The following is a 20,885-nucleotide window of genomic DNA, read 5'->3' on the forward strand; positions in this document are numbered from 1 at the left end:
TATGTGTAGCACCTGCGGTTGCGCCGAAGGCAACCTGTATATAGAAGGGGATGAACATCGCCCCCATTCCGCGTTTCGCTCCGCGCCCTTTTCACCTGCCCCGCGCCCTTCTGCGGCACTGACCGGTATCACCTTCGCTCCACAGCGCTCCGATGCGGGCGATCTGCACTACGGCCACGGAGAGGCGGGTACCCACGCGCCGGGCATCAGCCAGCGCCAGATGCTGGAGGTGGAAATCAACGTGCTGGACAAAAATAACCAGATCGCCGCCCGCAACCGCGCGCGCTTTGCCGCCCGCAAACAGCTGGTGCTGAACCTGGTCTCCAGCCCCGGCTCCGGCAAAACCACGCTGTTAACGGAAACGCTCAAACGCCTGAACGGGCGCGTCTCCTGCGCGGTGATCGAAGGCGACCAGCAAACCGTTAACGACGCGGCGCGCATTCGCGAGACCGGCACCCCGGCGATTCAGGTTAATACCGGCAAAGGCTGCCACCTGGATGCGCAGATGATTGCCGATGCGGCACCGCGCCTGCCGCTGGCGGATAACGGCATTCTGTTTATTGAAAACGTCGGCAACCTGGTCTGCCCGGCGAGCTTCGATCTTGGCGAACGCCACAAGGTGGCGGTGCTTTCGGTGACCGAAGGCGAAGACAAACCGCTGAAGTACCCGCATATGTTTGCCGCCGCGTCCATCATGCTGCTGAACAAAGTCGACCTGCTGCCGTACCTGAATTTCGACGTGGATAAGTGTCTGGCGTATGCCCGTGAAGTGAATCCGGAGATTGAGATCCTGCTGATCTCCGCCACGCGCGGCGACGGCATGGACGGCTGGCTACAGTGGCTGGAGAACGAACGATGTGCATAGGCGTACCGGGACAAATCCATTCCATTGACGGGAATCAGGCCAAAGTCGAGGTCTGCGGCATCCTGCGCGACGTCGACCTGACGCTGGTGGGCAGCAGCGATGAAACGGGCGCCTCGCGCCTCGGCCAGTGGGTGCTGGTCCACGTGGGGTTTGCCATGAGCGTCATTAACGAAGCGGAAGCCCGCGACACGCTGGATGCATTGCAAAACATGTTCGACGTGGAGCCGGACGTGGGCGCGATCCTGTACGGCGAGGAGTACTAGTCTATGCGTTACGTTGATGAATACCGCGCGCCGGAGCAGGTGCTACAGCTTATCGGGCACCTGAAAACGCGCGCGGCGCTGCTGGACTACACCAAAGAAAGACCGCTGCGGATCATGGAAGTGTGCGGCGGACACACGCACGCCATCTTCAAATTTGGCCTCGACCAGCTGCTGCCGGAGAACATCGAGTTTATCCACGGCCCCGGCTGCCCGGTGTGCGTGCTGCCGATGGGACGCATCGACAGCTGTATTGAAATTGCCAGCCAGCCCGACGTCATTTTCTGCACCTTTGGCGACGCGATGCGCGTGCCGGGGAAAAACGGCTCGCTGCTGCAGGCAAAAGCGCGCGGAGCCGACATCCGGATCGTCTACTCGCCGATGGATGCCCTGACGCTGGCAGAGAATAACCCCGCGCGCAAGGTGGTGTTTTTTGGCCTGGGGTTTGAAACCACCATGCCCGCCACCGCCATCACGCTGCAGCAGGCGAAAGCGCGCGGCGTCGGGAATTTTTTCTTCTTCTGCCAGCACATTACGCTCATTCCCACGCTGCGCAGCCTGCTGGAAGAGCCGGGAAACGGGATAGACGCCTTTCTGGCACCGGGGCATGTCAGCATGGTGATTGGCACAGACGCCTACGGTTTTATCGCTGAACAGTACAATCGTCCGTTAGTGGTCGCTGGTTTCGAACCACTTGATCTACTGCAAGGTGTGACCATGCTGGTTGAGCAGAAAATAGCGGCCCTGAGTGCAGTGGAAAACCAGTACCGCCGCGTGGTGCCGGATGCGGGAAATGAACGGGCGCAGCAGGCGATAGCCGACGTGTTTTGCGTCGAAGGCGACAGCGAATGGCGTGGTCTGGGGCTGATTGCCGAATCCGGCGTGCACCTGACGTCAGCCTATCGCGCGTTCGACGCCGAAGCGCATTTCCGCCCGCAGCCACAGCAGGTTTGCGACGATCCCCGGGCCCGCTGCGGCGACGTGCTCACCGGCAAATGCAAACCTCATCAATGCCCGTTATTTGGCAATACCTGTAACCCGCAAACGGCGTTTGGCGCGCTGATGGTCTCCTCCGAAGGGGCGTGTGCCGCGTGGTATCAGTATCGCAACCAGGAGAGTGAAGCATGAATACGGTTGAAATGGCGCACGGCAGCGGCGGGCTGGCGATGCAGCAGCTCATTAATCAGCTGTTTATGGACGCATTCAACAACCCCTGGCTTGCCGAGCAGGAAGACCAGGCGCGCATTGACCTGTCAACGCTCACCGCCCAGGGCGACAGGCTGGCGTTTTCGACCGACAGTTACGTCATCGACCCGCTGTTCTTCCCCGGTGGCGATATCGGCAAGCTCGCCGTCTGCGGCACGGCCAACGACGTGGCGGTCAGCGGTGCCGTTCCGCGCTACCTCTCCTGCGGGTTTATCCTCGAAGAGGGATTACCGATGGAGACGCTCACGACAGTGGTCAACAGCATGGCGCAGACCGCGCGCGAGGCGGGGATAGCGATCGTCACCGGCGATACCAAAGTGGTGCAGCGCGGCGCGGCCGACAAGCTGTTTATCAACACCGCCGGCATGGGGGCGATCCCCGCCGATATTCACTGGGGCGCGCAGCATCTTAGCGTGGGCGACGTGCTGATCGTGACCGGAACGCTGGGCTGCCACGGGGCGACCATCCTTAACCTGCGCGAAGGTCTGGGGCTGGACGGGGAACTGCGCAGCGACTGCGCGGTGCTCACCCCGCTGATTCAGACGCTGCGGGGTATTCCCGGCGTGAAAGCCCTGCGGGACGCCACGCGAGGCGGCGTGAATGCCGTGGCACACGAATTTGCGGCAAGCTGCGGGTACGGGATTGAACTCACCGAGCGCAGCCTGCCCGTTAAGCCTGCCGTTCGCGGCCTTTGCGAGCTGCTGGGCCTTGACCCGCTTAACTTCGCCAACGAAGGCAAACTGGTGATTGGCGTTGAACGCGCGGCCGCGGAAGCCGTTCTTGAACAGCTGCGGGCTCATCCGTCAGGAAAAGAGGCGGCGATGATTGGTGAAGTGGTTGAGCGCAAAGGGGTGCGCCTGACCGGGCTTTATGGCGTAAAGCGGACGCTTGATCTGCCGCACGCGGAACCCTTACCCCGAATTTGCTAGAACCGCGCCAAAAGCGGTCAGCACTGAATGTCTCTTTTTTGCCAGTTTCTATTGGAAAGCAATATGCCGTATACACCGATGAGCGATCTTGGACAGCAGGGCCTGTTTGACATCACGCGCACACTTTTACAGCAGCCCGACCTCGGTGCGCTGAGCGATGCCCTGACGCGGCTGGTCAGGCAATCGGCGCTGGCGGACAGCGCCGCGATTGTGCTCTGGCATAGCGGAACGCACCGCGCGAGCTACTACTCAACGCGTGATAATGGCAAAACGTTTGAATACGAAGACGAAACGTATCTGGCGCATGGCCCGGTGCGCCGCATCCTCTCCCGGCCTGAAGTGCTGCACTGCAACTTTGCGGAATTCCGCCAGGCGTGGCCGAGGCTGGCACAGAGCAACCTCTATCAGCCTTTCGGGCATTACTGCATGTTACCGCTGGCGGCAGAGGGCCAGATTTTTGGGGGATGCGAGTTTATCCGCACGACCAACCAGCCCTGGAGCGAGGCGGAATACGAGCGCCTGCACACCTTTACCCAGATTGTGGCCGTCGTCGCGGAGCAGATCCAAAGCCGCGTCACCAATAACGTCGATTACGACCTGCTGAGTCGCGAGCGCGACAACTTCCGCATTCTGGTCGCCATCACCAACGCCGTGCTGTCACGGCTCGACATGGATGAGCTGGTCAGCGAAGTCTCAAAAGAGATCCACCACTATTTCAAAATCGACGCCATCAGCATTGCGCTTCGCGGCCATCGCAAGGGCAAGCTGAACATCTACTCCACGCATTATCTCGATGAAGCCAACCCGGCGCACGAGCAGAGCGAAGTGGACGAAGCGGGCACCCTTTCTGAGCGGGTCTTCAAAAGCAAAGAGATCCTGCTGCTTAACCTGAACGAACAGGATCCGGTCGCGCCGTACGAGCGAATGCTGTTCAACACCTGGGGCAATAAAATTCAGACCCTGTGCCTGCTGCCGCTGATGTCCGGCAACACCATGCTGGGCGTGCTGAAGCTGGCGCAGTGTGAGGAAGGCGTGTTCACCACCGCCAACCTCAAGCTGCTGCGCCAGATCGCCGAGCGTATCTCTATTGCCCTGGATAACGCCCTCGCCTATCAGGAGATCCATCGCCTGAAAGAGCGACTGGTGGATGAGAACCTGGCCCTGACCGAACAGCTCAACAACGTGGACAGCGAGTTTGGTGAAATCATCGGGCGCAGCGACGCCATGTACAGCGTGCTCAAGCAGGTTGAGATGGTGGCGCAAAGCGACAGCACGGTGCTGATCCTCGGCGAAACCGGGACGGGTAAAGAGCTGATTGCCCGCGCCATCCACAACCTGAGCAACCGCAACAGCCGCCGGATGGTGAAGATGAACTGCGCCGCGATGCCTGCGGGCCTGCTGGAAAGCGATCTGTTCGGCCACGAGCGCGGCGCATTCACCGGGGCCAGCAGCCAGCGGCTGGGCCGTTTTGAGCTGGCGGACAAAAGCTCGCTGTTCCTCGACGAAGTGGGCGATATGCCGCTGGAGCTACAGCCGAAACTGCTGCGCGTCCTGCAGGAGCAGGAGTTTGAGCGCCTTGGCAGCAACAAGCTTATCCAGACCGACGTGCGGCTGATTGCCGCGACCAACCGTGACCTGAAAAAAATGGTCGCCGACCGCGAGTTTCGCAGCGACCTTTACTATCGCCTGAACGTCTTCCCGATCTTCCTGCCGCCGCTGCGCGAACGCCCGGAGGATATCCCCCTGCTGGTCAAAGCCTTTACCGCGAAGATCGCGCGCCGGATGGGGCGAAACATCGACAGTATTCCTGCCGAGACGTTGCGTACCCTTTCATCGATGGAATGGCCCGGCAACGTACGCGAGCTGGAAAACGTCATCGAACGCGCGGTGCTGCTGACGCGCGGTAACGTGCTGCAACTCTCCCTGCCTGAGGTCACGCTTCCTGACGCAACCGCGCCCGCCGCCGAGACCGCAAAAGAGGGAGAAGATGAATATCAGCTCATTATGCGCGTGCTGAAAGAGACCAACGGCGTGGTTGCCGGGCCAAAAGGTGCCGCCCAGCGCCTGGGGTTAAAACGCACCACCCTGCTGTCACGCATGAAGCGTCTCGGGATTGATAAAGAGAGCCTCATTTAAGGCCTTATCCGGCGGTGTTTTTCTGACACCGCCTTTTGTTCCCCTGCGTAATTGTCCCTCATTGACACAAAATCGTTTCCTCTGTATAAAATTCCGCCTTAATAATGAGTTTCATTTGCATCAATAATAATTTTAATGAAGGGTAGCGTTTCATGAAAAAGGTCATCTGCGCGTTAGGCCTGGCGATTGCGTCGGTCGGTTCTGCTCTGGCAACCACCTATCCCCTGACGATTGAAAACTGTGGCTACAAAGAGACATTCACCAAAGCGCCGGAACGCGTCGTGGCCCTGGGTCAGAATACCGTTGAGATCCTGCTTCTGCTGGGTCTGGAAGATAAGGTCAAAGCCAGCGCCTTCTGGCCGACAAAAGTGCTGCCGCAGCTGGCGGAACAGAACGCAAAAATCAAAACCCTGACGGTCGAAATCCCGACCCTTGAATCCGTTCTTGCGCAAAATCCTGACTTTGTCCCGGCGCAGTCACCCCTGCTGCTGGGGCCGGAAAGTAAGGTCGCAAAACGTGACGATCTGATGACCCTGGGCGTGAACAGCTACGTGTCCCCGGGCATGTGTGCGACCAAAAAAGCCACCGGCGATATGTACGGCAGCCGCCAGAAACTGTGGGATATGACCTATCTCTATAAAGAGATTGAGGATTTCGCCAAAATTTTTAACGTTGAAGATCGCGGTCAGCTCGTTATTGCCGATTTCAAAAAACGCGAGGCTGACCTGCGTAAGGAATTCGGCAAGAATAAAAAAGACCTTTCGTTTGTCTTCTGGTTCTCCAGTTCATCCCCTTCTGCGGACGCCTACGTCGGCGGTAAAAATAGCCCCTCCGGGTTTATCGCCAGCCTGATGGGCGGTCATAACGCCATTACGTCGGAGACCGAATGGCCAACCGTGGGTTGGGAAAGCATTATTGCCGCCAACCCGGACGTGATCGTCGTCTCCAGCCTGGATCGTAACCGCTGGGCGCTGGATAACGCGGAAGAGAAAATCAAATTTCTGAAAAGCGATCCCGCCGTCAGCCAGCTGGACGCGGTGAAAAAAGGCCATATCGTGGTGATGGACGGCCAGGCGATGAACCCGACGATCCGTACGATTTACGGGGCTGAGCAGGTCGGCGAACAGCTCAGAAAGCTGGGGCTGAACTGATGACAACCGCCGTTCTTCAGGTCCGGCAGAGCCTGGTTCTGACGACCTCGGCTTTGCTCGCCCTGGTACTGCTATTTCTGACGATCGCGCTGAGCGTCAGCGTCGGCGAGCTGTCCATTCCCCTGGATAACGTGTTTTACGCCATCAGCAATAAAATGGGGCTCACCGAGGTTCCGCTCACCCGCATCTATGAGAGCGTGATCTGGGACTTTCGCCTGAGCCGCGCGCTGGTGGCGGCCTGCTGCGGCGCGGGGCTGGCCATCTGCGGTGCCGTATTGCAGAGCCTGCTGAAGAACGCGCTGGCTGAGCCTTACGTGCTCGGCGTGTCTGCCGGCGCGTCTACGGGGGCGGTTTCTGTCGTGGTGCTGGGGATCGGTACCGGTGCGGTGTCGTTGTCTGCCGGGGCCTTTGCCGGGGCGTTCGCCGCCTTTGCGTTTGTCGCGTTTCTGACGAACGGCGCGCGCGGGGGGAATGAACGTACCATTCTGGCAGGGGTCGCCGCCTCTCAGCTGTTCAACGCCATTACCGCCTACACCATCAGCACCTCCGCCAGCGCCCAGCAGGCGCGCGACGTGATGTTCTGGCTGCTGGGCAGCTTCAGCGGCGTTCGCTGGCCGGAATTCCAGCTGGCGCTGGTGGTCGTGCTGGCGGGCCTTGCCGTCTGTCTTTACTATTCCCGGGCGCTGGATGCCTTCACGTTCGGTGATGACGCTGCTGCCTCTTTAGGTATTGCCGTCCCGTGGGTTCGCCTGACGCTCTTTACCACTACCGCGCTGATTACCGCGACGATTGTCAGCATGGCGGGCTCAATCGGCTTTGTCGGGCTGGTGGTGCCGCACGTGATGCGTTTCCTGTTCGGGCCGCTGCACCGCACGCTGCTGATTACCAGCGCGCTGGCAGGGGCGATCCTGATGGTGCTGGCAGACATTGCCTCGCGCATGCTGATTGCGCCGCAAAGCCTGCCCGTCGGCGTAGTCACCGCGCTGGTTGGCGTGCCGTTCTTTGCCGTGATTATCTACCGTTCAAGGAATAAGTGATGAGTATCTGCGCTGAAAATATTACCTGGAAGGTCGGCAAAAAAGTCATCGTTAATAACGTCTCGCTGAAGGTGTCACGCGGCGAAACGGTAGGACTGCTTGGCCCTAACGGCTGCGGTAAATCGTCTCTTTTACGGATCCTCGCGGGGCTTCGTCGCCCGGATGCTGGGTGTGTTACCCTGGACAGGCAGGACATCTCCCGCATCGCCAAAAAGCAGCTTGCCCGCCGGGTCGCCTTTGTGGAACAGCACGGGATGACGGACGCCAACATGCGCGTGCGCGACGTGGTGAAACTTGGGCGTATTCCGCACCACTCCGCTTTTTCCAACTGGAGCAACCACGATGACGAAACCGTCACCGCCGCCCTGCAGCGCGTGGATATGCTGGATAAAAGCGACCAGGGCTGGCTGAGCCTCTCCGGCGGTGAGCGCCAGCGCGTGCATATTGCCCGCGCGCTGGCCCAGACCCCAACGGAAATCCTGCTGGACGAACCGACCAACCACCTCGACATTCATCATCAGATGCAGCTGATGCAGTTGATCAGCGAATTACCGGTCACCAGCATCGTCGCTATCCACGATCTCAACCACGCCGCGATGTTCTGCGACTCGCTGATTGTAATGCAGAAAGGGCAAATTGTGGCGACGGGGACACCGCAGGACATCTTATCCGAGTCGCTGTTGTGGGATGTCTTCCGGGTCAAAACCAAAATCGAGATCTCGCCGTTCCATGGCAAAAAGCACATCCACTTTATCGTTTAGGGACGAGTGAACAACGATGCCCCTTCGCCCTGCCACTACGCTCTGGCCGCCCGTCTTACTGGGTAGCCAGTTTGTTTTCAACATTGGCTTTTACGCCGTCGTACCCTTCCTGGCGATATTCCTGCGCGACGATATGCTGCTCTCCGGCGGGCTGATCGGGCTGATCCTGGGCCTGCGCACGTTCTCTCAACAGGGTATGTTTATCGTCGGTGGTGCGCTCTCGGACCGGTTTGGCGCGAAAGTGATTATCCTGAGCGGCTGTATTGTTCGTGTTTCAGGCTATCTGCTGCTGGCCTTCGGGGAATCACTGTGGCCGATTATTTTGGGCGCGTGTCTGACGGGCGTTGGCGGCGCATTGTTCTCTCCCTCGATTGAGGCACTGCTTGCAAAAGCGGGCACTCATAGCGAGGCAAAAGGCAAACGAAGCCGGGCGGAGTGGTTTGCACTCTTTGCCGTCTGTGGAGAACTCGGCGCGGTACTGGGCCCGGTTGCTGGCGCCCTGCTCACCGGGCTGGGTTTTCGTCAGGTGGCGCTGGCAGGCGCAGGCGTCTTTGTCATTGCGCTAGTGGTGCTCTACTTTTGCCTGCCTGCTGCTGGCCATCGTTCACAGACGCTGAAAATACAGCCATGGTGGACGACGTTTCGTCAGCCGCGCTTTGTCGCCTTTATCATTGCCTACAGCTCGTGGCTGTTAAGCTATAACCAGCTCTATCTGGCGCTGCCGGTAGAGATCCAGCGTTCTGGCGGTAGCGAGAAAGATCTCGGTCCGCTTTTTATGCTGGCCTCCGTTCTGATCATCACCTTACAGCTGCCGCTGGCGCGTTTCGCCCGACGCGTGGGCGCGGTGAGGATCCTGCCGGTGGGCTTTTTGCTGCTCTCCGCCGCCTTTGCGAGCGTGGCCATGTTTGCCCCGACGGCATCGCCAGAGGGCTGGCTGCGCCTGCTGCCTTCAGTCTGTTTTGTGACGCTGTTGACGCTGGGGCAAATGCTGCTGGTACCATCGGCTAAAGATCTGATCCCCCGGTTTGCGGAGGAATCCACGCTTGGCGCGCACTACGGCGCACTCGCCACCGCCGGAGGTATTGCTGTACTGGCAGGAAACCTGGTGTTTGGCAACCTGTTGGATCGCGCGCTGGTGCCCTCAACGCAGGCAATGTATCCCTGGCTGCTGCTGGCCCTTTTCCCACTCTGCAGCGCGCTGGCCCTGAACGTGATTTGCCGCCCGCTGAAACGCTGAACCGATCATTTTTTCGGACGGTACTTCTCCGGCAGTTCCGGTACGGGACGACGGTCATCTATCAGATGACGAACGGTCAGAATGGGATGACGCCATAACATACGCGGACCCGCCCAGCGCATAACCTGCTTCATCTCTTCACGTCTGGCAGGCTGGTAGCAGTGTACCGGACACTGCTTGCAGGCAGGCTTGTCTTCACCGAAAACGCACTTATCCAGGCGCTTATCGGCATACGCGTTGAGCGCCTGATAGTGCCCTTCCTCCTGAGATGCCTGCGGGCACTGCTTTTCATACAGCGCGATCATTTTTGCGATGGTCTCTTTTTCTCGTGAGATACGTTTACCGGACATAACGGCTTACCAAATAATAAGGTGCATTAATGATACACCTTACAACGCTGGATTTCAGCGGTTGCATTTCGTTTCCTGAAGCCTGATTCCAGTTTTCGCCCTGCACCGACCGATAATCACTGGTATTTTATACAGGCATCAGAAATGATCTTTGTCAGTGTTGTCTGGAGACCCTATGCAAGAGCTCACGATCGGCAAACCCTATCGCCATTTAACAGTGGGATATTTTAGAAAGCGCCATGAAGACCGCAATACCAAGATACCGAAGCGCTACAGCGTGCATGCGGCGCTGAGCTTAAAAGGTGACTGGCTTGAAAAGGCGGGGTTTACGACCCATTCCAGAGTCAGAGTGGGCGTAGAGCATGGAAAAATTGTCATCGAATTAATGTCGGAAGGCGCCTCGTAAAGCCACGACATTTTTCTGCGCCGGACCTTTTTTTCATGCGACAATAGAAGGAACAAACGGCCACTGAGCCCATCAAAACAGTTTATTTTCAAAGAAATGGACATCATAACTCCATGAGCACAATCGACAATTTCGACGCACATACGCCGATGATGCAGCAGTATCTGAAGCTGAAAGCACAGCATCCGGAAATCCTGCTGTTTTACCGTATGGGTGATTTTTACGAGCTGTTTTATGACGATGCTAAGCGTGCATCACAGCTGCTCGACATCTCGCTGACCAAACGTGGCGCATCGGCAGGCGAACCCATCCCTATGGCAGGTATCCCGCACCACGCGGTAGAAAACTACCTGGCGAAGCTGGTGAATCAGGGTGAGTCCGTCGCCATCTGCGAACAGATCGGCGATCCAGCGACCTCAAAAGGCCCGGTGGAACGCAAAGTCGTGCGCATCGTCACGCCTGGCACCATCAGTGATGAAGCCCTGTTACAGGAACGCCAGGATAACCTGCTGGCAGCGCTGTGGCAGGACGGTAAAGGGTTTGGCTACGCGACGCTGGATATCAGCTCCGGACGTTTTCGCCTGAGTGAACCGGCTGACCGTGAAACGATGGCAGCCGAACTGCAGCGCACCAACCCGGCAGAATTGCTCTATGCCGAAGATTTCGCCGAAATGGCGCTGATTGAAGGCCGTCGCGGGCTGCGTCGCCGTCCGCTGTGGGAATTCGAAATTGATACCGCGCGCCAGCAGCTGAATCTGCAGTTTGGCACCCGCGATCTGATTGGCTTTGGCGTTGAAAATGCCCCGCGTGGGCTGTGTGCGGCAGGGTGTCTCCTGCAGTATGTAAAAGATACCCAGCGCACCTCCCTGCCGCATATCCGCTCAATCACCATGGAGCGCCAGCAGGACAGTATCATCATGGATGCCGCCACGCGCCGTAACCTGGAGATCACGCAGAACCTGGCGGGTGGAGTAGACAATACGCTCGCGTCGGTCCTCGACAGTACGGTGACGCCAATGGGCAGCCGCATGCTGAAACGCTGGCTGCATATGCCGATCCGCGATACCGATACGCTGGTTTGCCGTCAGCAGACGATTGCTGCGCTGCAGGATCGCTATACCGAGCTGCAGCCGGTCCTGCGCCAGGTGGGCGATCTGGAGCGTATCCTTGCTCGTCTGGCACTGCGAACAGCTCGACCACGCGACCTCGCACGGATGCGTCATGCTTTCCAGCAGCTGCCGGAACTGCGCGCGCAGCTGAGTGACGTTGACAGCGCGCCGGTGCAGAAACTCCGCGAAACCATGGGCGAGTTTACCGAGCTTCGCGAACTGCTGGAGCGCGCCATTATCGATGCGCCTCCGGTTCTGGTGCGTGATGGCGGCGTGATTGCCCCAGGTTACAACGACGAACTGGACGAATGGCGCGCGCTGGCCGACGGTGCGACGGACTACCTCGACAAGCTGGAAATCCGCGAGCGCGAACGTCTTGGGCTCGACACCCTGAAAGTGGGGTATAACGCGGTACACGGCTACTATATTCAGATCAGCCGCGGGCAGAGCCACCTGGCGCCGATTCACTACGTGCGTCGCCAGACGTTGAAAAATGCCGAACGCTACATCATTCCTGAGCTGAAAGAGTACGAAGACAAAGTCCTCACCTCGAAAGGTAAGGCGCTGGCGCTGGAAAAACAGCTGTATGACGAGCTGTTCGACATGCTGATGCCGCACCTGGCCGACCTGCAGCTGAGCGCCAGCGCGCTGGCGGAGCTGGACGTGCTGGTGAATCTGGCTGAACGCGCTGAAACGCTGAACTATACCTGCCCGACCTTTACCGACAAACCCGGCATTCGTATCACAGAAGGCCGTCACCCGGTGGTAGAGCAGGTGCTGAATGAACCGTTCATCGCCAACCCGCTGAGCCTCTCACCGCAGAGAAGAATGTTGATCATTACCGGTCCGAACATGGGCGGTAAGAGTACCTATATGCGTCAGACGGCGCTGATTGCGCTGCTCGCGTATATCGGCAGCTACGTCCCGGCGCAAAACGTGGAGATTGGCCCAATCGACCGCATCTTTACCCGCGTCGGGGCAGCGGACGATCTGGCGAGCGGCCGCTCAACCTTCATGGTCGAGATGACCGAAACGGCAAACATTCTGCATAACGCGACGGAGCACAGCCTGGTGCTGATGGACGAAGTCGGACGCGGAACGTCAACCTATGATGGTCTGTCGCTGGCATGGGCCTGTGCGGAAAGCCTCGCGAATAAAATCAAGGCCATGACGCTGTTCGCCACCCACTATTTCGAACTGACGCAGCTGCCGGAGAAAATGGAAGGGGTTGCGAACGTTCATCTGGATGCGCTGGAGCACGGCGATACCATTGCCTTCATGCACACGGTGCAGGATGGCGCGGCGAGCAAGAGCTATGGCCTGGCCGTCGCGGCGCTGGCAGGTGTGCCGAAGGACGTGATCAAGCGCGCGCGTCAGAAACTGCGTGAGCTGGAAAGTCTGTCACCGAATGCGGCGGCGACGCAGATTGATGGCACCCAGATGTCGCTGCTGGTGCCTGCGGAAGAGACGTCGCCAGCGGTGGAAGCACTGGAGAACCTCGACCCGGATTCACTGACGCCGCGTCAGGCGCTGGAGTGGATTTATCGGTTGAAGAGTCTGGTTTAGTTTTCTGCGGTCTGTTTTGTCGGGTGGCGGCTTCGCCTTACCCGACCTACAAAACCGTAGGCCCGGTAAGCGCAGCGCCACCGGGCAAAAGACCGCACAATATTATCGCCCGGTAAGCGCAGCGCCACTGGGCTTTTTTTTTACAACAGCGGCGGGATCGTCGGCACCTGCGGTGCCTCGTCAATATCCTTCTGCGTCATGCGGAACGCTTCCGGGTAATGCTCGCGGCTGGTACGGCGCAGCGGTTCAGTATTGCGCCAGGTATACAAACAATGCTGGCACTGGTAAACGGTCCAGACCCCTTTCACCGGCGACGTCGCCATCACTTCAATATGCTCATCGGCACAACGTGGACAAATCATCTTTTCCTCCTTATTGGCGTGCTGCCAGCATCGCGGTCAATTTTTCGGCCCAAGCTTTGGTTTCAGGCAGATCCTGTACCGGCTGGCTGTAGTGGCCTCGGGTGTCCGGTGCAACCGGGGTGGTGGCATCGATAATCAGCTTGTCGGTAATGCCCGCCGGGCTGGAGCCAGGGTCAAGCTCAAGGACCGACATGTTCGGCAGCTGCACCAGATCCCCTGCCGGGTTCACTTTCGACGACAGCGCCCACATCACCTGCGGGAGGTTGAACGGATCGACATCCTCATCCACCATGATTACCATCTTCACGTAGCCCAGACCGTGCGGCGTGGTCATGGCGCGTAAACCGACCGCGCGGGCAAAACCGCCGTAGCGTTTTTTGGTGGAAATAATCGCCAGCAGACCGTGGGTATACATCGCGTTCACCGCCTGCACTTCCGGGAATTCCGCTTTCAGCTGCTGGTAGAGCGGCACGCAGGTAGCCGGTCCCATCAGATAGTCAATCTCGGTCCACGGCATGCCGAGGTAAAGGGATTCGAAAATCGGTTTGGTGCGGTAAGAGACTTTGTCGATACGGACCACCGTCATGTTACGGCCACCGGAATAGTGTCCGGTAAACTCGCCGAACGGCCCCTCGATTTCACGCTTGCGGCCCTCAATCACCCCTTCCAGGATCACTTCAGAACCCCAGGGCACATCGAAGCCGGTCAGCGGCGCGGTGGCAATCGGGTACGGGCTTTCACGCAGCGCGCCGGCCATTTCATACTCGGACTGATCGTATTTCAGCGGCGTGGCGCCCATCAGGGTGATGATAGGGTCGTTGCCCAGCGTAATCGCAATCGGCAGGTCTTCACCGCGCTCTTCCGCTTTATGCAGATGCAGAGCGATATCGTGCATCGGAACCGGCTGGAGGCCGAGCTTGCGCTTGCCCTTCACTTCCATGCGGTAGATCCCGACGTTCTGCTTGCCGAAGTGGTCCGGGTCGAGCGGATCGCGCGAGACAACGCACGCTTTATCGAGATAAAACCCGCCGTCACCGTCGTTCAGGCGAAACAGCGGCAGGATATCGAACAGGTTAATGTCTTCACCATCCACCGTATTCTGCGCCCAGGCCGGGTTGGCGCGGCGCTCCGGTGTGACGGGGAATTTATCCCAGCGGCGGATAAACTCGTCGATCTGTTTTTTTACCGGGGTGTTCGCAGGCAGCCCCATCGAAATGGCGTGGTTCTGCCAGGAGCCGATGGTGTTCATCACCACGCGGGCATCGGTAAAGCCACGAATGTTGTCGAACCACAGCGCGGGCGCGCCGTCGCCAATGCGGCCGGTCGCGTTGGCTGCCGCCGCCAGATCGGGCTCGGCGTTTACCTCTTCCTCAATTTTCAGCAACTGCCCTTGCTCATCGAGTGCCTGCAGGAAGCTTCTCAAATCATCAAATGCCATCTTTATTCTCCTGTGAAAAATGTTTCGCCTCCCGCAGCCCGTTCCAGCGGCACGCCTTTTTATGCTCCAGACCGAACTGGTCGAGCACGCGGGTCACGATATGCTGGGTGATGTCATCGGCGGTTTGCGGGTGGTTGTAATAGGCAGGCATGGGCGGCACCATCGCCACGCCCATGCGGGAAAGGGCAAGCATGTTCTCCAGATGAATGGTGCTGAGCGGCGTTTCACGGGGCACCAGCACCAGCTTGCGCCCCTCTTTCAGCACCACGTCCGCCGCACGTCCCACCAAACCTTCGGCGTAGCCCGCGCGGATACCCGCCAGCGTTTTCATGCTGCAGGGAATGACGATCATGCCGTCGGTGCGAAACGAGCCGGAGGAGATGGTGGCGGCCTGGTCAGCCGGACTGTGGACAACGTCAGCCAGGGCAGCAACGTCCTGCGCGGTGTAAGGCGTTTCCAGCTCAATGGTGGTTTTTGCCCACTTCGACATCACCAGATGGGTTTCCACCTCCGGCATTTCCCGCAGCGCCTGTAGCATTGCCACGCCCAGCGGCGCGCCCGTTGCTCCCGTCATTCCTACTATCAATCTCATTCATCACCTCAATAACTTGTTCGTATACGAACATTATAAATAAGCTACTCCAGGATTGTTTTCCTGACAAGATCGTTCGCATACGATCACACGAATGGCTAAAAAATGCCGCGTTAAAATTGAGAGCAATAGCGGCTATCATAGGGGGAGATTTTTTCCGTCGGAGTGTTCATGGAACTAAGACAAGAGACGTTCCACCTGTTACGTCAGCTTTTTCAACAGCATACCGCGCAGTGGCAACATGCCTTACCGGAACTAACCAAGCCACAGTATGCGGTTATGCGCTCCATTGCCGAGCATCCGGGTATTGAACAGGTGGCACTGACCGAAGTGGCGGTCAGCACGAAAGCGACCCTGGCGGAGATGCTCAGCCGCATGGAGGCGCGCGGTCTGGTCAAACGCGAGCACGATCCGGCCGATAAGCGCCGCCGGTTTGTCTTCCTGACGCCAGAAGGTGAAGCCCTGCTTGCGGGCTGTAAACCGGTTGGCAACGAGGTGGATGAGGCGTTTTTAGGACGTCTTAACAAGGCCGAGCGGGAGCAGTTCTCTGTGCTCATCAAAAAGATGATGCACGATTAATTCACGCGGTGCGCATAAAATCGATAAAGGTGCGCACTTTCGCTGACACATGCCGGGCATCGGGATAAACCGCATAGATGCCCTGCTGCGCAAAGGTATATTCCGGTAAAACCGGGACCAGTTTTCCCGCATCAAGCGCATCGCGCGCCAGCCATTCCGGCAGTAACGCCACGCCTCCGCCAGCGAGCGCAAAAGCCATAAGAGCCTGAGCGCTGTCGGCAAACAGGCGCGGCGCTTTTTTTATCTCCAGCATTTCAGGCGCACCGCTGGCATCTCTCACCTGCCAGCGCAGCGGCGAGGCCAGACGCTCGTGAATAATCCAGTCCGCGTGGGCCAGCTGCGCAAGCGTTTCGATCGGATGGTTAACGAGCCACCCGGGCGTCGCGACGGGGAGAATGGAGAAGTGCGAAATCAGCGCGGCGTGGTTGCGCGAATCGGCAAGCGTTCCCAGCCGGATGGCCACGTCAAAGCGCTCCGAGATAAGGTCGGCGTGCAGGGACGATGAAACATGCCGCACGCGAAGATCCGGGTGCTGCTGGCTAAACCTGGCCAGCAGCGGCACCACCACCTGTGAGCCATACTCGGGCGTAGTGGTGATCCGCAGTTCGCCCGTGAGTCCCGCATGATTCGCGCGGACATCATCCTGGAGCCGTTCTGCATCCTTCAGAAGCGCCACGCTGCGCTGATGAAAAAGCACGCCCGCCTCGGTTAACGTCAGGCGGCGGGTGGAGCGCAGCAGCAGCGTAACGCCCAGCTCATCTTCAAGCTGGCGAATATTGAAGCTGACCACGGCTTTTGTCAGCCCCATCGCCTCGGCTGCAGCAGTGAAACTGCCGGTATCCGCCACCGCGACAAACATCTGCGCCCGCTGCAGGTTAATCATCATCACGCCCTTTACTGTCAAAATATTTTTGACAGTATATCGCGCTTTGTCAGGTTTATCCGTGCTTCCGGGGTCGATACGATACGCCACCTCACCGGAGGATCCACCATGACGTATCGCAGCAAAGTCGCCGTTGTTTATCTGCTGGGCTTTTTTCTTGATTTGATCAATATGTTCATTGCCAGCGTCGCGTTCCCGGCAATGGCTCACACGTTTAACACCACGCCTTCAGCTCTTGCCTGGGTCAGTAACGGGTACATTGCCGGCCTAACGCTGGTGATCCCGTTCAGCAGCGTGCTCACGCGACGCATCGGGCCAAAGCGCGTCATCCTGCTCTCGCTTTTTCTGTTCAGCGCAGCCTCCGCAGCGGCGGGCTTGTCTGCAACACTTGAGGGTCTGATCGCCTGGCGAGTACTCCAGGGCGTGGGAGGAGGCTTACTGATCCCCGTCGGACAGGCGCTGACCTGGCAACAGTTTAAGCCTCACGAGCGGGCCCGACTCTCCTCGGCGGTGATGCTGGTCGCGCTGCTTGCCCCGGCCTGCTCCCCGGCTATCGGGGGGCTGCTGGTGCAGACGCTAAGCTGGCGATGGATATTTTTCGCCACGCTACCGGTCGCTATCGTGACCTTTGTTTTAGCCTGCCTGTGGCTTAAACACGAAATGCCCGCGATGAAAGCGGCCAGACTGTTAAACCTGTCGCTGCTTGCGGACCCGCTTTTGCGTTTTTCCATGCTTGTCTATTTATGCGTTCCTGGCGTATTTATCGGGGTGAACGTCACGGGCATGTTTTATCTTCAGCACGTGGCGAACATGAGCCCCGCCGCAACGGGGATGCTCATGCTGCCGTGGTCCGTGGCATCGTTTATCGCCATCACGGCAACGGGACGCTATTTTAACCGTATCGGCCCCCGACCGCTGATCGTCATCGGCTGCCTGTTGCAGGCGACGGGTATCCTGCTTTTGATTAACGTCAGTTCGGCTACGCTGCTGCCTGCCGCGGCGTTTACCCTGATGGGCGCGGGGGGAAGCCTGTGCAGCAGTACGGCTCAGAGCAGCGCTTTCCTGTCGACGCGCCGGGAAGAGATGCCGGATGCCAGCGCGCTGTGGAACCTTAATCGTCAGCTGAGCTTTTTTGCCGGAGCCCTGCTGCTGGCGCAGGCGCTGAACCTGGCGCAGACCTGGCTGCCACCGCTCGCCGCCTGGCACGGGATGTTTATTTTTGCCGCAGGCATGACCTTGCTGCCTGTACTGTACGCTTTTCGTCTTAACAATACGCAGGTGCTCACCCAGCTGCGACAGGAGAATTCATGACGCCTTTCGAACACGACATTATCGACCTCCACATTGCGCTCGAAGACTGGTTAGGCAAAGGTGAAGGTGATTCCGACGCCCTGCTCACCCGCTTCCGTCCAGATTTCCTGATGATCCCACCGGGCGGCGTTCATATCGACTATGTCGGTCTGGTCAGTTTTCTGGAAAAACAGCGCGGAAGCCGTCCCGGACTGAAGATCGTCATTGACGAATTATCCACGATCGAGCGCTGGGATCGTGGCGCGGTGCTGCACTACCGGGAGACGCAAACCCGGCCAGACCTGCCTGACAACGTGCGCTGGTCAACCGCGGTGCTCAATCAGGAAGGCGATCGGATAGTGTGGCGCCTGCTGCACGAAACGGCGCAGCCGTAGCGCAAAAGAAAAAGGCCCGTCTCACGACGGGCCTTTTTTGACGAAAGGTTGCTTATTCGCGGAACAGCGCTTCGATATTCAGACCTTGCCCCTGCAGGATTTCACGCAGGCGGCGCAGACCTTCAACCTGAATCTGACGAACACGTTCACGGGTCAGGCCAATTTCGCGGCCGACGTCTTCCAGTGTCGCAGCTTCATACCCCAGTAAACCGAAACGACGTGCCAGCACTTCACGCTGTTTGGCGTTCAGTTCGAACAGCCATTTGACGATGCTCTGCTTCATGTCATCGTCCTGCGTGGTGTCTTCCGGGCCGTTGTCTTTTTCATCGGCCAGGATGTCCAGCAGCGCTTTTTCGGAGTCGCCACCCAGCGGGGTGTCAACGGAGGTAATGCGCTCGTTGAGACGCAGCATACGGCTTACGTCATCAACCGGTTTATCGAGTTGTTCGGCAATTTCTTCTGCGCTTGGCTCGTGGTCCAGTTTATGGGACAACTCGCGCGCGGTGCGCAGATAAACGTTCAACTCTTTGACGATGTGAATCGGCAGGCGGATCGTACGGGTCTGGTTCATAATAGCCCGTTCGATGGTCTGACGAATCCACCAGGTCGCGTAGGTTGAGAAACGGAACCCGCGTTCCGGGTCAAACTTCTCAACTGCGCGGATGAGACCTAAGTTGCCCTCTTCAATCAGATCCAGCAGAGCCAGACCACGATTGCCGTAACGGCGGGCAATTTTCACGACCAGTCGCAGGTTACTTTCAATCATGCGACGACGCGAGGCCACATCACCACGCAAAGCACGACGTGCGAAATAGACTTCTTCTTCGGCCGTTAGCAGTGGGGAGTAACCAATCTCCCCAAGGTAAAGCTGAGTCGCGTCCAGTACACGCTGTGTGGCGCCCTGCGATAACAGCTCTTCTTCAGCCAAATCGTTATCACTGGGTTCCTCTTCTACTAAGGCTTTTTCGTCAAAAGCCTCTACTCCGTTCTCATCAAATTCCGCGTCTTCATTTAAATCATGAACTTTCAGCGTATTCTGACTCATAAGGTGGCTCCTACCCGTGATCCCTGAACGAGACACCCTGGCTGGCATGCCCCGTCAAATTATCGCTGCGGCAAATACTGCAGCGGGTTTACGGATTTCCCCTTGTAACGAATTTCAAAATGCAAGCGTGTAGAACTGGTTCCGGTGCTACCCATGGTAGCGATTTTTTGCCCCGCCTTAACTTCTTGTTGTTCCCGGACCAGCATTGTGTCGTTATGGGCGTAGGCACTCAGGTAATCATCGTTATGTTTGATGATAATAAGATTACCGTAACCGCGCAGAGCGTTACCGGCATACACAACGCGTCCGTCTGCGGTCGCGATGATAGCCTGTCCTTTACTCCCTGCGATATCGATCCCTTTATTTCCCCCCTCGGAGGAAGAGAAGTTCTCGATAACCTTGCCGTCAGTTGGCCAGCGCCATGCAGAGATTGGCGAACTGGAGGTCATACTGCTGGCAGTCGGTTCAGTAGAGCTAACCACAGGTGCCGTTACCGGTGCTGTGACAACAGTCGCAGTCCCTTTATTATTCGGCAACATTTTGTTAGCAGTCTGATCACCTGAATCCTCAGAATACGTAATTACAGGTTGTGAAGCAACCACCGTGGTGGATTTTTGTGCAGGCTTAACGCTGTTATTTTGAGCCGTCACATCGGCCGCTGAAACGGTGTTGCCAGGCGTAAGCGGCGTACCCGTTGCGTTGCCCACCTGGAGCGTTTGCCCAACTTCCAGACCATACGGGGCCTGGACGTTATTGCGCTGCGCGAGGTCACGGAAATCGTTCCCGGTGATCCACGCAATATAGAACAGCGTATCGCCGCGTTTCACGGTATAGGTGCTGCCACCGGTATAGCTGCCTTTCGGAATGTTCCCATACTGACGGTTATAGACTATGCGGCCATTTTGGGTCTGAACAGGCTGTTCCACTGGCTGAATTTGAGTCGGCTGCGTCATTGGACGCTGAACCGGCTGAATTGGCGGATTTTGTTGCGCCGTAGAGGTACCCATTTTAGGCGGAGGTGTGATCAACATTCCGCTGGACGTGTTACCCGAGCCGCTGTTTCCGCCGACAGAACTGACGGGCGCAGGCGCGTTGTTAGAACTTGTACAGCCTGCCAGCCAGAGCGAAACCAGTGATAATGCCGCAACACGGCTGATGGTGAATTTAGGGCTTCCCGCGCTCATTTATCCCCCAGGAATGTGTTAACTACCAGTGACTTAAAATTTACCGTGATGGCACGAATCTTTCGCGCCACACCATACGCTGAATTTGCCTTAATAACCCTGGA

The 20,885-nt window shown here is 58.1% G+C and carries 21 protein-coding genes; 14 read left to right on the forward strand and 7 right to left on the reverse strand.

The genetic code is table 11. The features are described from left to right. Nucleotide 1: 1 nt before the first annotated feature. The 9 genes from hypB to GVO84_RS17760 all read left to right on the forward strand — a co-directional run bounded on the left by hypB (nt 2) and on the right by GVO84_RS17760 (nt 9,582). Complete coding sequence (gene hypB, locus GVO84_RS17720) at nt 2-865, forward strand: hydrogenase nickel incorporation protein HypB (RefSeq protein WP_159514793.1); 864 nt, start codon at nt 2-4, stop codon at nt 863-865. Further along, complete coding sequence (locus GVO84_RS17725) at nt 856-1,128, forward strand: HypC/HybG/HupF family hydrogenase formation chaperone (RefSeq protein WP_159514794.1); 273 nt, start codon at nt 856-858, stop codon at nt 1,126-1,128. The genes hypB and GVO84_RS17725 overlap by 10 nt, the downstream gene beginning before the upstream one ends. A gap of 3 nt (nt 1,129-1,131) precedes the next feature. Then, nucleotides 1,132-2,253, forward strand: coding sequence for a hydrogenase formation protein HypD (hypD, locus tag GVO84_RS17730; RefSeq protein ID WP_121424519.1), 1,122 nt, complete (start codon nt 1,132-1,134; stop codon nt 2,251-2,253). Continuing rightward, complete coding sequence (gene hypE, locus GVO84_RS17735) at nt 2,250-3,260, forward strand: hydrogenase expression/formation protein HypE (protein ID WP_159514795.1); 1,011 nt, start codon at nt 2,250-2,252, stop codon at nt 3,258-3,260. The genes hypD and hypE overlap by 4 nt, the downstream gene beginning before the upstream one ends. Nucleotides 3,261-3,323: 63 nt before the next feature. Beyond that, nucleotides 3,324-5,396 (forward strand): formate hydrogenlyase transcriptional activator FlhA, encoded by a 2,073-nt coding sequence (flhA, locus tag GVO84_RS17740; RefSeq protein ID WP_159514796.1) that lies wholly within the window; start codon nt 3,324-3,326, stop codon nt 5,394-5,396. Nucleotides 5,397-5,548: 152 nt separating this feature from the next. Further along, complete coding sequence (locus GVO84_RS17745; RefSeq protein WP_159514797.1) at nt 5,549-6,547, forward strand: ABC transporter substrate-binding protein; 999 nt, start codon at nt 5,549-5,551, stop codon at nt 6,545-6,547. After that, on the forward strand, nt 6,547-7,584 hold the full coding sequence (locus GVO84_RS17750; RefSeq protein WP_159514798.1) for a FecCD family ABC transporter permease: 1,038 nt from the start codon (nt 6,547-6,549) through the stop codon (nt 7,582-7,584). The genes GVO84_RS17745 and GVO84_RS17750 overlap by 1 nt, the downstream gene beginning before the upstream one ends. Continuing rightward, nucleotides 7,584-8,345 carry an ABC transporter ATP-binding protein gene (locus GVO84_RS17755; RefSeq protein ID WP_159514799.1) on the forward strand — a complete coding sequence of 254 codons (762 nt, stop codon included), beginning with the start codon at nt 7,584-7,586 and terminating at the stop codon, nt 8,343-8,345. The genes GVO84_RS17750 and GVO84_RS17755 overlap by 1 nt, the downstream gene beginning before the upstream one ends. Before the next feature lie 16 nt (nt 8,346-8,361). Beyond that, nucleotides 8,362-9,582 carry an MDR family MFS transporter gene (locus tag GVO84_RS17760; RefSeq protein ID WP_159514800.1) on the forward strand — a complete coding sequence of 407 codons (1,221 nt, stop codon included), beginning with the start codon at nt 8,362-8,364 and terminating at the stop codon, nt 9,580-9,582. 5 nt (nt 9,583-9,587) lie between these two features. Here the strand turns inward: GVO84_RS17760 and GVO84_RS17765 are convergent, their stop codons facing one another. Next, a complete protein-coding gene (locus GVO84_RS17765) occupies nt 9,588-9,932 on the reverse strand; it encodes a nitrous oxide-stimulated promoter family protein (protein ID WP_024909244.1) in 345 nt (114 codons plus the stop codon). A gap of 175 nt (nt 9,933-10,107) precedes the next feature. Between GVO84_RS17765 and GVO84_RS17770 the strand changes: the two genes are divergently transcribed. Together GVO84_RS17770 and mutS are read left to right on the forward strand one after the other, a co-directional pair. Further along, on the forward strand, nt 10,108-10,338 hold the full coding sequence (locus tag GVO84_RS17770) for a SymE family type I addiction module toxin (RefSeq protein ID WP_121424526.1): 231 nt from the start codon (nt 10,108-10,110) through the stop codon (nt 10,336-10,338). A 113-nt stretch (nt 10,339-10,451) separates the two neighbouring features. Further along, on the forward strand, nt 10,452-13,013 hold the full coding sequence (gene mutS / locus GVO84_RS17775; protein WP_159514801.1) for a DNA mismatch repair protein MutS: 2,562 nt from the start codon (nt 10,452-10,454) through the stop codon (nt 13,011-13,013). 140 nt (nt 13,014-13,153) lie between these two features. On the opposite strand, the gene GVO84_RS17780 is transcribed toward mutS, so the two are convergent. The 3 genes from GVO84_RS17780 to GVO84_RS17790 are packed head-to-tail and all read right to left on the reverse strand — an operon-like array spanning nt 13,154 to nt 15,405. Continuing rightward, nucleotides 13,154-13,375 (reverse strand): non-oxidative hydroxyarylic acid decarboxylases subunit D, encoded by a 222-nt coding sequence (locus tag GVO84_RS17780; RefSeq protein WP_033146398.1) that lies wholly within the window; start codon nt 13,373-13,375, stop codon nt 13,154-13,156. 10 nt (nt 13,376-13,385) lie between these two features. Beyond that, nucleotides 13,386-14,813, reverse strand: a complete 1,428-nt coding sequence (locus GVO84_RS17785) for a non-oxidative hydroxyarylic acid decarboxylases subunit C (protein ID WP_023308982.1) — start codon at nt 14,811-14,813, stop codon at nt 13,386-13,388. Beyond that, on the reverse strand, nt 14,803-15,405 hold the full coding sequence (locus GVO84_RS17790) for a non-oxidative hydroxyarylic acid decarboxylases subunit B (protein WP_159514802.1): 603 nt from the start codon (nt 15,403-15,405) through the stop codon (nt 14,803-14,805). Before GVO84_RS17790 ends, GVO84_RS17785 begins: the two co-directional genes overlap by 11 nt. Nucleotides 15,406-15,576: 171 nt before the next feature. Here GVO84_RS17790 and GVO84_RS17795 point away from each other — a divergent pair, with 171 nt between their 5' ends. Then, a complete protein-coding gene (locus GVO84_RS17795; RefSeq protein ID WP_159514803.1) occupies nt 15,577-15,984 on the forward strand; it encodes a MarR family winged helix-turn-helix transcriptional regulator in 408 nt (135 codons plus the stop codon). 1 nt (nt 15,985) lies between these two features. On the opposite strand, the gene GVO84_RS17800 is transcribed toward GVO84_RS17795, so the two are convergent. Next, nucleotides 15,986-16,867, reverse strand: coding sequence for a LysR family transcriptional regulator (locus GVO84_RS17800; protein WP_159515661.1), 882 nt, complete (start codon nt 16,865-16,867; stop codon nt 15,986-15,988). A gap of 108 nt (nt 16,868-16,975) precedes the next feature. On the opposite strand from GVO84_RS17800, the gene GVO84_RS17805 reads away from it, so the two are divergent. Then, nucleotides 16,976-18,178 (forward strand): MFS transporter, encoded by a 1,203-nt coding sequence (locus GVO84_RS17805; RefSeq protein WP_159514804.1) that lies wholly within the window; start codon nt 16,976-16,978, stop codon nt 18,176-18,178. Then, on the forward strand, nt 18,175-18,552 hold the full coding sequence (locus GVO84_RS17810) for a DUF4440 domain-containing protein (protein ID WP_159514805.1): 378 nt from the start codon (nt 18,175-18,177) through the stop codon (nt 18,550-18,552). Before GVO84_RS17805 ends, GVO84_RS17810 begins: the two co-directional genes overlap by 4 nt. A gap of 52 nt (nt 18,553-18,604) precedes the next feature. Here the strand turns inward: GVO84_RS17810 and rpoS are convergent, their stop codons facing one another. Together rpoS and nlpD are read right to left on the reverse strand one after the other, a co-directional pair. Then, nucleotides 18,605-19,597 (reverse strand): RNA polymerase sigma factor RpoS, encoded by a 993-nt coding sequence (gene rpoS, locus GVO84_RS17815; protein ID WP_008499600.1) that lies wholly within the window; start codon nt 19,595-19,597, stop codon nt 18,605-18,607. A 59-nt stretch (nt 19,598-19,656) separates the two neighbouring features. Beyond that, nucleotides 19,657-20,781 (reverse strand): murein hydrolase activator NlpD, encoded by a 1,125-nt coding sequence (gene nlpD, locus GVO84_RS17820; RefSeq protein WP_029741538.1) that lies wholly within the window; start codon nt 20,779-20,781, stop codon nt 19,657-19,659. Nucleotides 20,782-20,885: the final 104 nt, after the last annotated feature.

It is taken from the genome of Enterobacter sp. SM3, from assembly GCF_009811935.2.
GTDB classification, from domain to species: domain Bacteria; phylum Pseudomonadota; class Gammaproteobacteria; order Enterobacterales; family Enterobacteriaceae; genus Enterobacter; species Enterobacter asburiae_D.